Origin of the sequence: Pseudoalteromonas sp. SWYJZ19, from assembly GCF_015864375.1 — a bacterium.
In the GTDB taxonomy this organism is placed as follows: Bacteria; Pseudomonadota; Gammaproteobacteria; order Enterobacterales; family Alteromonadaceae; genus Pseudoalteromonas; species Pseudoalteromonas arctica.
This window is the reverse complement of sequence record NZ_JADYXI010000003.1, coordinates 45,354-58,099: the sequence shown is the minus strand read 5'-3', so window position 1 is coordinate 58,099 and position 12,746 is coordinate 45,354. Positions and strand designations below refer to the sequence as shown.

Annotated in this window: 9 protein-coding genes; 8 read left to right on the top strand and 1 reads right to left on the bottom strand. The window is 40.6% G+C overall.

What is annotated here, in order from left to right; genetic code table 11:
* Window positions 1–99 precede the first annotated feature (99 nt).
* Window positions 100–3,540: a PAS domain-containing hybrid sensor histidine kinase/response regulator gene (locus I6F45_RS03995; RefSeq protein WP_197119214.1), complete on the bottom strand. Its 3,441-nt coding sequence runs from the start codon at window positions 3,538–3,540 to the stop codon at window positions 100–102.
* A 414-nt stretch (window positions 3,541–3,954) separates the two neighbouring features.
* Between I6F45_RS03995 and I6F45_RS03990 the strand changes: the two genes are divergently transcribed.
* The 8 genes from I6F45_RS03990 to I6F45_RS03955 all read left to right on the top strand — a co-directional run bounded on the left by I6F45_RS03990 (window position 3,955) and on the right by I6F45_RS03955 (window position 12,621).
* Window positions 3,955–4,218, top strand: a complete 264-nt coding sequence (locus I6F45_RS03990; RefSeq protein WP_007377498.1) for a DUF4212 domain-containing protein — start codon at window positions 3,955–3,957, stop codon at window positions 4,216–4,218.
* A 10-nt stretch (window positions 4,219–4,228) separates the two neighbouring features.
* Window positions 4,229–5,953 (top strand): sodium:solute symporter family protein, encoded by a 1,725-nt coding sequence (locus I6F45_RS03985; protein WP_197159726.1) that lies wholly within the window; start codon window positions 4,229–4,231, stop codon window positions 5,951–5,953.
* A 125-nt stretch (window positions 5,954–6,078) separates the two neighbouring features.
* Window positions 6,079–7,917, top strand: a complete 1,839-nt coding sequence (locus I6F45_RS03980) for a DUF294 nucleotidyltransferase-like domain-containing protein (protein ID WP_165727299.1) — start codon at window positions 6,079–6,081, stop codon at window positions 7,915–7,917.
* Window positions 7,918–7,932: 15 nt separating this feature from the next.
* Complete coding sequence (locus I6F45_RS03975; RefSeq protein WP_165741136.1) at window positions 7,933–8,556, top strand: 3'-5' exonuclease; 624 nt, start codon at window positions 7,933–7,935, stop codon at window positions 8,554–8,556.
* 139 nt (window positions 8,557–8,695) lie between these two features.
* The gene (locus tag I6F45_RS03970) at window positions 8,696–9,430 is read left to right on the top strand and encodes an SIMPL domain-containing protein (protein WP_165741135.1); all 735 of its coding nucleotides are present in this window, start codon (window positions 8,696–8,698) and stop codon (window positions 9,428–9,430) included.
* 79 nt (window positions 9,431–9,509) lie between these two features.
* The gene (locus I6F45_RS03965; protein ID WP_197159724.1) at window positions 9,510–10,172 is read left to right on the top strand and encodes a peroxiredoxin-like family protein; all 663 of its coding nucleotides are present in this window, start codon (window positions 9,510–9,512) and stop codon (window positions 10,170–10,172) included.
* A gap of 192 nt (window positions 10,173–10,364) precedes the next feature.
* Window positions 10,365–11,381: an erythrose-4-phosphate dehydrogenase gene (epd, locus tag I6F45_RS03960; RefSeq protein ID WP_007587176.1), complete on the top strand. Its 1,017-nt coding sequence runs from the start codon at window positions 10,365–10,367 to the stop codon at window positions 11,379–11,381.
* A gap of 64 nt (window positions 11,382–11,445) precedes the next feature.
* On the top strand, window positions 11,446–12,621 hold the full coding sequence (locus I6F45_RS03955) for a phosphoglycerate kinase (RefSeq protein WP_165727303.1): 1,176 nt from the start codon (window positions 11,446–11,448) through the stop codon (window positions 12,619–12,621).
* Window positions 12,622–12,746: the final 125 nt, after the last annotated feature.

Here is a 12,746-nt window from a genome sequence, read left to right as displayed (position 1 = left end):
AAGCAAAGCCCAGTGAAGATACTGGGCTTTTTGTTTTACGCTATTACTTGATAGCTTTTAACTAGAGCACTTTTTACTAGAATACTTTTAACTAGATGACTATGTACTGTGATTAAGCAGTGCCTTTAGTTTGCCCGGTTTAATTGGTTTACTTAAATAATGAATATTAGCGGCTTTGGTTTCTTGTTTAAGCTCGGTGTCGCGTACTGCGGTAATTAAAATAGCGGGTACTTGGCTTTGCCAAATTTCGCGCAGGGTTTTAATTAGCGTTATGCCATCGCAGTCATTGCCTAATTGGTAGTCCATTAAAATAACATCGGGTGCACCGTTTTCTTTAGCATGCGCCAGTACATTATTTACATTATCAAATAGCGTGTAATTAGCTTGCCACTTTTTAAGTAAGCTTGCCATTGCAGCTAGGTTTTCAGGGTCGTCGTCTACGGCAACAATATTAATTGCTGCACGGTTTTCTATTAGGCTGTTTGTCGTACTTTTTTGTTGTACAAACGGCTCGTCACCATAAGGTACCTCAATGCTAAAACGGCTACCTTTATTTGGCTCAGAATGCACATCAAGCGGCAAACTTAATAAGTCAGCCATACGTTTTACAACACCTAAGCCTAAGCCTACGCCTTTGTTATCGCCCGACTCAACACGGTAAAAGTCGTTAAATATTTTAGCTTGCTCTACTTCGCTAATACCAGGGCCTGTATCCCATACTTCTATTCGTAAATTGTGCTTTCGGTTCCTACAGGCAATTAATACACGGCCATTATCGGTGTATTTAACTGCATTAGAGACCAAGTTTTGAATAATTCGGCGCAAATAGGTTATATCGCTATGCACAATTTGCTGGTTAGAACGCACACTAAGCTTAAGGCCTTTATCACTTGATAAAATAGCGTATTCACTTTGCAATGGCGCTAAAATATCTTCAATATAAAAGTGGCGAGGAGTTGGGGTCATAGCGCCTTGTTCTAGCTTGGCTATTTCAAGTAGTGCCGACATTAAATGCACGGTTGAATCGAGACTGTCGCCTAATTTTTCAAAGCTGTTTTGGTTAGTGCTGTCGAGTTGCTTTTCGTCAATGGCAGCAAGGTATAAACGTGCTGCGTTTAACGGCTGTAAAATGTCGTGGCTCGCCAGTGCTAGAAAGCGCGTTTTACTGTCGTTGGCTTGCTCAGCTTCTCGTTTGGCTAAAGTAAGTGCTTGCTCGGTTTGTACACGGCTATCTATTTGAGCTTGTAAGTCTCTATTAATGGTTTGCACTTCTTGAGTTCGCGCTTCTATGCGGTTTTCAAGATCCATGTTTACTTCTTCAAGCGCATTTTGCGTACTTATGTGATTGGTAATATCCGAAAAGCTGGTAACAAATCCGCCATCGGGCAGCGGATTACCAATCATTTCGTATACTTGGCCATTACGACGGTGGCGAATAAAGTGATGCGAGCTGCCGTATTTTAAATGCTGCACACGTTTTTCTACTTGGCGTTCTATTTCGCCAGGGCCACATTCACCACGGTTAGCGTTGTATCTAATAATATCTTCTATGGGTTGGCCTACTTCTAAAAATCCTTCAGGATAGCCAAACATTTCGCTGTAGCGTTTATTCCAAGCTACTAGCTTTAAATCTTTATCGACAACTGAAATACCATGGCTTAAATTTTCGAGTGAGGTAAATAACAGATTTTGATTAAATTGCAACGCTTGTGTGGTTTCGTCAAAAAAGTTTACAACTTCTTCAAACGCCATACGCTTACCCGACGATACCGTATGTATTAATGCTTGTGCGGAAGATGCGCCCAGCACGCCTGTTAACGCGCGTTCGCAGTAGGCTATAAATTCAGGCTCTGGGTGTGCGTTGTTATCGCTTAAGTGATGGGCGAGTGCGTAATGCGCCAATACTTGTTGGCTGCGCTGAATACCTAAAAAGGTTTGTAGTAGTATTTTAAAGTCGTAAACAGTGGCTTTTACGTCTTTATTTAAGCGCCTTGATAAAATAGCCTGATCTTTAGGGTTAACAAAAGCAGCTGCCTGAATCTTATCAATTAAGCGCTCCTCAGCCCCAAGTGAAAAACTAATATAACACCCAATATTGGCAAACAAAGCTATCAAGGTTCCACGCGTTATAAGCGTTTGTTGTAGCTCGCTATCAAGCGTTGCTCCGGCATCGAGTATTGGCAGCATTAAAAATAGTACCCAGCAAATAAAGCCCGCTACTAAACCTGCATAAACCCCATAAGCATGGCCTTTTCGCCAGTATAAACCGCCCACAATAGCGGGTAATAATTGAGTAACAAGTGAAAAAGCAACTAAGCCCATACTTGCCAGCGCGCTGCTATGGCCAAACCATTGTTGATAGAAATAGGCCAAAATTAATATGCCTGCAATAGCAAAGCGCCTTACAAGTAAAATTCGAGACTTATAACTGGTAGTAATTAAGTTGCGTTTAAATTTACGACGTAGCATTAGGGGTAATACCACATCGTTTGAAATCATCGTGCTTAATGTAAGCGTTGCTACCACTATCATTGCGGTGGCGGCCGATAAACCACCTATAAATACAAAGGTAGTTAAAAAGGCGTTGTCGTTAATTAACGGTAGGGCAAGTACAAAGCTGTCGGGTGAATAGCCGCTGCCAATTTCAGGATGAATTGCCGCAGTCGCAATAGGTAAAATCATTGCGGCAGTTAATAGTAAATACAGCGGGAAAGCCCAGCGAGCGGTAAGTAAGTGGCGTTTGTTTTGATTGTCGACCACGGTTACATGGAACTGGCGTGGTAAACATATAATAGCCGCCGCAGCCATTAAAGACTGGCCAATAAAGTTAAAACTAAAAAAGTTAAAGTCGCTCCAATGAGCCCAAATCGACTCGGTTACTTTATTTGAAGTAGGCTCTGGCATATTAAATAAGGTGTAAACAGCAAGGCCTGCTACAGCAATAAGTGCAATAAGTTTAATCATCGATTCAAACGCGACAGCAAGCATTAACCCAGAGCGATACTCTGTTACGTCCACTTTGCGGGTACCAAAAAATATTGCAAATAAGGCCATAATTAATGTGGCAGAAAGCGCGAGCATATCGCCTGATATTTTATTACTGTTTTGCAAAAGTAAAAAGCTAGTACTAAGCGCTTTTAATTGCAGTGCAATATAGGGAATAGTCGCTAGTAAGGCGATTACAGTAACCATAATAGCGGTAGTTTGGCGTTTGCCGTAACGAGCTGAAATAAAGTCAGCAATAGTGGTTATGTTTTGTTTTTTGCTTACCAGTACCAGCTTACGTAAAAACCCTTGGCCGAATAAAAACAGCAGCGCAGGCCCCAATAATATTGGCAAATAACTCCAACTGCTGGTGGCGGCTGTACCCACTGAGCCGTAGTAAGTCCAAGAGGTACAGTAAATCCCAAGTGAGAGTGAATACACAAAAGGGTGATGGCTAATACGCTTCGCCAAAGGGGTTGTTTTATCGCCCCAATTGGCGAGCCAAAACAGCACACCTATATAACTTAAAGCAACAATAATGAGTACGGCAGTCATGTTGTTATTAAACCTTATTATTTTAAATAGTCCCTCAACCCTATGAGGGATTAACACAATACCAGAACTGAGGTTAAGTGTGAGGCTTGAATTTAAAATAAAACTTTCATTTTATTTCTATCTTATTGAATATTAATAACAAAAATAAAATCATCTCAAGCATTAGACTAATGTCGCATTAATAACCAACTTACCAATTTAATAGTAAAGCCAATTCAAAAAATTAAGCTAACCAATTGAAATAAAATGAAAATGTATAAAATACGTTTGAATGATAAATACAGTTTACGTAAACGTTAACAAGCTGTTACGACTATGGTCTCAATTCAATATGTAACCAGCGTTGCTAAATTGGTAAGCGAAGATAAAAAACCACTCATCGCGATATTGCGGTGCTTAAAGGGGAAAACAAAAATGGCTTTTAAAGATGAAGAACAAGCAAAAGCTTATTGGGCAGAAAACATTTCGCTGTTATTTAAACTATTAGCAGTGTGGTTTATCGTGTCTTTCGGCTTTGGCATATTACTGGTTGATGTACTTAATGAAGTGCGTTTTTTTGGGTTTAAACTTGGCTTCTGGTTCGCCCAGCAAGGCGCGATTTATACCTTTGTTGCTTTGATTTTTGTGTACGTTTTCAAAATGAATACGTTAGATAAAAAATACGGCGTAGACGAATAGGAGCTAAGCAATGGATGTTCAAACACTCACGTTTATAATTGTTGGTTTAAGCTTTGCGCTTTATATCGGCATAGCAATTTGGGCCCGTGCGGGTTCAACTAAAGAGTTTTATGTAGCAGGCGGCGGCGTACCTCCTCTTGCTAATGGTATGGCAACGGCTGCTGATTGGATGAGTGCCGCGTCGTTTATTTCAATGGCGGGTATTATTTCGTTTGCAGGTTACGATGGCAGCGTTTACTTAATGGGGTGGACAGGTGGTTATGTACTATTAGCCATGTGTTTAGCGCCTTACTTACGTAAATTCGGCAAGTTTACTGTGCCAGACTTTATTGGCGACCGTTACTACTCACGCACCGCGCGTTTAGTGGCAATTGTATGTGCCATATTCATTTGTTTTACTTACATTGCAGGGCAAATGCGTGGCGTAGGCGTCGTATTTTCACGCTTTTTAGAAGTAGAAATTGAAACCGGTGTTTACATTGGTATGGTGATTGTATTCTTTTATGCGGTACTTGGCGGCATGAAAGGCATTACCTACACACAAGTAGCGCAGTATTGTGTACTTGTATTTGCCTACCTTGTACCAGCCATTTTTATCTCGATGATGATGACGGGTCATTTCTTCCCACAAACCGGTTTTGGTGCCACATTAATTGGCAGCGATGGCGTGTACGTACTTGATAAACTAGACGGCTTAAGCGCTGAACTTGGTTTTGCGCAATATACCGAAGGCTCTAAGAGCATGATTGACGTGTTCGCTATTACTGGCGCGTTAATGGTAGGTACTGCTGGTTTACCACATGTAATTGTTCGCTTTTTCACTGTACCTCGCGTAAAAGACACGCGTATTTCTGCAGCATGGACACTTGTGTTCATCGCGATTGTTTATACTACAGCACCTGCGGTTGCAGCCTTTGCTCGAGTAAACATGGTTGATACTATTAATGGTAAAGACGGTAGCGGTACAGCTTACGCAGAAGCACCTGGATGGATTAAAAACTGGGAACGCACAGGTTTAATTACATTTGATGATAAAAACGGCGATGGCAAAATGTTCTACACGGCGGGTAAAATCACCGATCCGAACAGTGCTAACGAAGTAAACGTAGACCGCGACATTATGGTATTAGCAAATCCAGAGATTGCTAACTTACCAGCATGGGTAATTGCACTTGTAGCTGCTGGTGGTATTGCCGCTGCACTTTCTACAACAGCAGGTTTACTACTGGTTATTTCGACCTCCGTTTCGCACGATTTACTCAAGCGAACTCTCAAGCCCGATATTACTGACAAGCAAGAGTTACTTGCAGCGAGGTTGGCAGCCATGGTCGCTATTGTTATCTCCGCGTACTTTGGTATTAACCCGCCTGGGTTTGTGGCATCGGTAGTGGCATTTGCATTCGGCTTGGCGGCAGCGAGTTTCTTCCCAGCAATTATTATGGGTATATTCTCTAAAACAATGAACCGCGAAGGCGCCATTGCAGGCATGGTAACGGGTATTGGCTTTACCGCTGCGTATATCATCTTCTTCAAGTTTGTTAGCCCAGAGCTAAACAGCCCTGAAAACTGGTTCTTAGGTATTTCGCCTGAAGGTATTGGCTTAATTGGTATGATTATTAACTTTGCAGTTGCTGCAATTGTTCTTAAGTTTACTAAACCTACACCGGTTGAAATTCAAAAAATGGTTGAAAGCATTCGTAACCCAAAAGGGTCTGCAGAAGCACACGACCACTAGGCTATAATTTATAGATATAGTTTAGAAAACATAAAGCACCAAAAGCCCGACTTTAGTCGGGCTTTTTATTTGTTTAATAAATAAGTACATTAGATTGGTACATCACCATTTAAAGAGCGAATACAATGAGTGTAGAACAACAAGAAATAGCCCAATACGTTTGTTTGCAAGCGCCTTTTACTATGCTTGATAGCAGCGCATGCGAATATTTTGTAAATCATCTTGATATTATTTACCTCACCCGCGAAAACCAAACTCAGTGGTTACAAAGTGAAAACCCTAAACTGTTTTTAATTCGCTCTGGTTTGTATGACCTAGTTGATGGTAAGGGTGATGTTGTTACACGCTTAGCGCAAGGTGACTATTTTGGTTTTCCGTCGCTGTTAACCGGTGAGGCAATTCAAAATAGGTTGGAAGTACAAAAAGAGGGCATAGTGTATATGCTCTCTCAAACGCACTTTGATTTTTTACGCAGAGAATATAAATCGTTTGAGCAATACTTTGTACGCGCTCATGCTAACCGGTTGCTGTCATCGCATTATAAAAGTAAAAATGATAGTTGGTCTGAACGTAAAATATCAGAGCTGATGACCCGCACCGCCATTACGCTTTCGCCCGATGCAAGTATTAGGCAAAGCGCTAAAAAAATGAAAGAGCATGGCGTATCGTCAATAATGATAACGCAGCACGCGCACTTAGTCGGGGTGGTAACCGACCGCGATTTACGAAACCGAGTACTTGCCGACGAGGTAGATCCACAAGACGCAGTAAGCAGTATTATGACAGCCAAACCTAAGTTTATATTTGAAAATAACAGGGTGTTTTCGGCGCTGCACTTAATGCTTAAATACAATATTCATCATTTACCCGTGCTTGACGAAAATCATAACCCAATAGGGATGATAACCAGCACCGATTTACTACGCCAACAAAAAAGCGACCCCGTACAGCTTATTGGGCGCATATATAAAGCGCATACTGTTACTGATTTAAAACGCTACGCAAAAGAAATCCCCGAACTTTTGCGTGGTTTTTCGTACAACATTGACGACATATCGCTAATTGGTAAATTACTCAGTGGTTTAACCGATGCGCTTACATCGCGCCTTATTCACTTATTTCAAGAAGAGCATGGCGCAGCGCCAACCAGCTTTAGTTTTATTTGCTTTGGCTCGCAAGCACGCGAAGAACAAACCCTGCATTCAGATCAAGACAACGGCTTATTACTCCCTAACGACTTAACCACCGAGCAACACGCTTACTTTAAAAGCATGGGAGAGTTTGTATGTGAAAACTTAGTTGAGTGCGGCATTAGGCGTTGCCCAGGTAATATTATGGCAAGCAGCGATGAGTGCCGTATGAGCGTAAACGACTGGAGCGAGCGCTTTTTTAAATGGATAAAAAGCCCCACACCCAATGCAATGCTTAACTGTAAGATATTTTTTGACCTGCGATTTATTGAAGGTTCAAACGCTTTATACACGGCTTTTTGCGAGCAACTAATTCGTATATCGCGTAACGACTTATTCTATGCCGCAATGGCAACCGACATAAGCAGCAACAGCGTGCCAATTGGTTTATTTAATAAATTTAAAACCGAAAAAACAGATCAAAATAATAAATACATAGATTTAAAAAAACGCGGCGTCGTAATTATAAATGACATAGTGCGGTTATACGCTTTAAAAGCTGGTATTAGGCGCGCCAACACGCAAGAGCGGTTGGACGCACTACTAAAACATAAACTGATCAGCAAAGAAGATATATACAACCTAAAAGACTGCTGGCGGTTCTTAACGCAGCTTCGCTTGAGTACACAAATAAACGAAGAGGGCTTACCGAGTAATTGTATTAATCCTAATAAATTAAACTCACTAGAGCGCCATCAACTAAAAGAAGCGTTTTACCTTGTTAAACAAGCGCAGCAAGCCGCCGCGTTTAAGTTTGCTCGCGGCAGTTTATAACGATGGATTACTAACATGGTAAAAAAGCTGCTCACTCGGTATTTAAAGCGCCGTAAATTACTAGGTAAAAATGCCTTACAACAACGTTATTTGGTGATTGATTTAGAGCTCACTGGCCTTGATGCAAAACAGCACGAAATTGTATCGGTAGCGTGGGTGATAATAGATAACCAATGTATAAAAATGAGCGAGTCACAGCACCTTATAAATAAGGACGTAAAAAGCCTTGAGCAAAGTCCTGTTTTTCATGGAATTAGCGATGATGCTATAACAAAAGGACAGAGCTTGTGCAGTATATTAACGCAATTGAGCTGCCATTTTAGCGACTGTATTTTAGTGTTTCATAATGCCATGCTCGATTGGGGGTTTTTAAAAATAGCGCTTAAAAATGCCAATATAACAATACGGCCTAAACTGATACTCGACACACTGCATATTGAGCAAAAGCGCTTACTCCATCATTCAACTGAAATAAAACAAGATGATTTAACCCTTAATGCATGCCGCACACGTTATGAGTTACCAAGCTATCATTGCCATCATGCACTGACTGATGCACAAGCAACCGCTGAGTTACTGCTAGCCCAGTGTCATCAAATAAGCTGTGGCAAAGAGCTAAAAGTAGCTGAGTTGACGTAGGTTAGCTGTAGGCGGGGCTTTATGCCGGGCGAGATAAACTCCCGCCTACAATAAAGAGCAGTTTACTTTTATTGTTATCCGTATGACTATAGGTACAGTTACGTAGTCATTATTTAGCTAATTACTCCAAGGAACGAATATGAAACTCATTACTGCCATTTTCTTAACCTTATTCCCACTCATCACTTTTGCTAATTCAAGCTTACCTGCTAATCGCCATATTGCAGTGCAGGGTACTGCTGAGGTATTAGCAAAGCCCGATATGGCTAAGATTTCTTTTGAAGTAATAAGCTTTAAAGACAAATCACTTGATGCAAAACGTGATGTTGATGACCGAGTAAATTTGTTACTTAAAGGATTAAGCAAGTACGGTGTTAAGGAGACGGATGTTTCTGCTACAAGCCTGTTAACTTACAATGATGACGACAAGTTTAATGTCGAGAGCGGTACAGCAATTAATGCAGGATATGTAGCAACAAGAACACTTAAAGTAACATTAAGAAATATTGAAAAGTTGAATGATTTTATCGATTTTGCATTAAGTGTAAAAATTAATGAACTGACGAATATTGAGCTTATGTCTTCAAAAGCCGCGCAGTTAGAAGCTGAAGCAACACAAGGCGCAATAGATAACGCTATAGTTAAAGGGGGTAAGCTTGCTAAAGCATTTGGCGCAGAGCTTGGAAAAATTTACAGCATTAATTCAAATTCTAACCGTTCAAGTTATGGTTATGGCGCAGATAATTTTGAGAGAATAGTTGTAACCGGTTCTAAAGTTACTAGAAATCCATTTGAGCAAGGTAGATACCTGCAAGAAACTATTACATTTAAATCATCAATAAACGTGGTGTTTGATTTAGAAGTAAATGAATAAGTTAAAATTTTCATTTCAAATACATTTTCATAATGTAAGCTGGCTTTAAGTTTTTGATTAATTTGAAGGTAGCCATATTATGAGCGATGAAAATAACACGTTAAAAGCACAAACTGAGGCAAAAATAGCCGCAGGGCGTAAAGGTAATCCTGATTTTATGAAAGGTGTTGATGAAACGATTGCACAAGCAAAAGCGTTTCAGCAAGGTGCTAATGCACTTGATTTAAACCAAAGCGCACCAAGTTTTGAGTTACCAAATCAACATGGTCAATCGGTGCAGTTAACCGAGTTACTTGCACAAGGCCCTGTGGTTATTACTTTTTATCGTGGTAGTTGGTGTCCGTACTGTAATTTACAACTGAAAGCACTGCAGTCACGTTTACCTGAAATTCATGCTTTAGGTGCGCAGCTGGTGGCTATTAGCCCGCAAGTACCCGATGGCTCAATGAGCGAAAACGAAATAAGTAAAATGGATTTTGTAGTACTGTCGGATCAAAATGCGGATGTAGCAGCAAGCTACGGCGTAGCATGGCAAGTACCTACATTTTTACTAGAGCATATGCGAGTAGACCGAGGCCTAGATTTAGAGTCGCTGAATAACGGAAATGGCAGTATTTTACCTATTCCTGCCACCTTTGTTTTAGATAAACAAGGTAAAGTGACTTGGCGCTATGTTGATGTTGATTACCGTACTCGCTCTGAGCCAGAAGATATAATTAATGCATTAAAAAAACTAGTTTAAAAAGCTTAATTTACAAGGCTTAATCTAAAAGCCCAGAGCCATTAAAGAGCTTGCAACGCGTAAGCTCTTTACTCTTAATTTAAAGTTTCTAATGCTACCCTCTTATAATCATACTCAAGGTCGATTACAATACAGCCATCTAAAAGGCGTATTGCCTTTATCTGCACGCTAAAAGAGTGGATTTTATATTTCATGGCAATCAAACTTGCAATTAATGGTTTTGGTCGTATTGGTCGAAATATTGTCCGCGCGTTATACGAGTCTGGTTTGAGCGACGATATAAAAATTGTTGCGATTAACGAACTTGCTGATCCTGAAGCTATTGCTCATTTATTAAAATACGACACATCCCACGGTCGTTTTTCTTTTCCTGTAAAACTTGGTGAAGACACCATTAGTGTTGCAGGCGATACCATTGCACTTTTTTGTGAAGAAAACCCAATTGAATTACCTTGGCAAACGCTCGATGTAGACGTTGTACTTGAATGTACGGGTGTTTATCACTCGCGTGAACATGCGCAGTTACATATTACCGCAGGCGCTAAAAAGGTGTTGTTTTCGCATCCGGCCGATAACGATGTTGATGCTACGATTGTGTATGGCATTAACGACGATGAGCTTAAAAACGAACACACAATTGTGTCTAACGGCTCGTGTACAACTAACTGTGTTGTGCCGGTTATTAAAGTATTAGATGATGCATTTGGTATTGAGTCGGGCGCTATTACAACTATTCATGCGTCGATGAACGATCAACAAGTGATTGATGGTTATCATCATGATTTACGCCGTACTCGCGCTGCAAGCCAATCAATTATTCCAGTTGATACAAAGCTCGCCCGTGGTATAGACCGTATTTTACCTAAATTTAAAGGCCGTTTTGAAGCCATCGCCGTACGTGTACCGACTATAAATGTCACGGCAATGGATTTAAGTGTAACGGTTAATACCGATGTAGATTTAAACGCAGTAAATAACGCACTTAAAGCACAAGCAAAAGACCGCTTAGAAGGTATTTTAAGTTATACCGAAGAGCCGCTTGTGTCGGTTGATTTTAATCACGACCCACATTCTTGTATTATTGATGGCACACAAACACGTGTTAGTCACAAACGACTGATAAAGTTATTAGTATGGTGTGATAACGAATGGGGTTTTGCTAATCGTATGCTCGACACAGCGCGTGCTATGATGGCAGTGAATAAGTAATTTATTAATATAATAATTTTAAACGTATTTTTCAGGTTCAGTATCGTTAACTAAGGAGATGTTCATGTCGGTCATAAAAATGGCAGATTTAGATTTAAACGGCAAACGCGTATTAATTCGTGAAGATTTAAATGTACCAGTTAAAGCAGGTAAAGTGACGTCAGATGCGCGTATTCGTGCAGCACTACCTACTATTAAATTAGCGCTTGAGATGGGTGCTAAAGTAATGGTTATGTCACACATTGGCCGTCCTACGGAAGGGGAATATGATGAAGCGTTTTCGCTAGCACCTGTCGCTGATTACTTAAACGATGCCCTTGAGCAAACTGTACGTTTAGAAAAAGATTATCTAAACGGTGTTGATATTGCTGATAACGAAGTGGTTGTTTTTGAAAATGTGCGCTTTAACAAAGGCGAGAAGAAAAACGACGAAGCGTTATCTAAGCAACTTGCAGCACTGTGTGATGTATATGTAATGGATGCATTTGGTACGGCTCACCGTGCGCAAGCATCTACGCATGGCGTTGGCTTATTTGCTGATGTGGCATGTGCAGGTCCATTGTTATCAGCTGAACTAGAAGCGTTAGGCAAAGCACTTGATAACCCAGCTCGTCCATTAGTGGCGATTGTTGGTGGTTCTAAAGTTTCAACTAAGCTAACCGTTTTAGATTCACTTTCTAAAATTGTTGACCAATTAGTTACCGGTGGCGGTATTGCAAATACCTTTATTGCTGCATCAGGTAGCCCAGTTGGTAAATCGCTTTACGAACCAGATTTAATGGATGAAGCTAACCGCTTATGTGCAGCAGCGATTGCTAATAATGGTGAAATTCCGGTACCGACTGACGTAGTTGTTGGTAATGAGTTTTCTGAATCTGCTGTAGCTACGCTTAAAGATGTAAGCGAAGTAACAAGCGACGATATGATTTTTGATATTGGTCCTGATACAGCGAGCAAGCTTGCAAAAATTATTGCAAATGCGGGCACTGTTGTATGGAATGGCCCTGTTGGCGTGTTCGAGTTTGACCAATTTGGTAATGGCACACGTGCTATTGCACAAGCAATTGCTAACTCAAATGCGTTTTCAATTGCTGGTGGTGGTGATACCTTAGCCGCAATTGATAAATACGGCATTGCCGATAAAGTTTCTTATATTTCTACTGGTGGTGGTGCGTTCTTAGAGTTTTTAGAAGGCAAAAAACTTCCAGCAGTTGAAATGCTAGAGTCGCGCGCTAAGTAATTTTAGTAGCGTAAGGTGAGGGGGTAATAGCCCTCACCGACAATTAATTATTAAATACCTCTCACCCTAATTTAATAGTTAATTTAGACGGAATATTACTGCAAAGCAGTGGTTTTTCGTGGCGT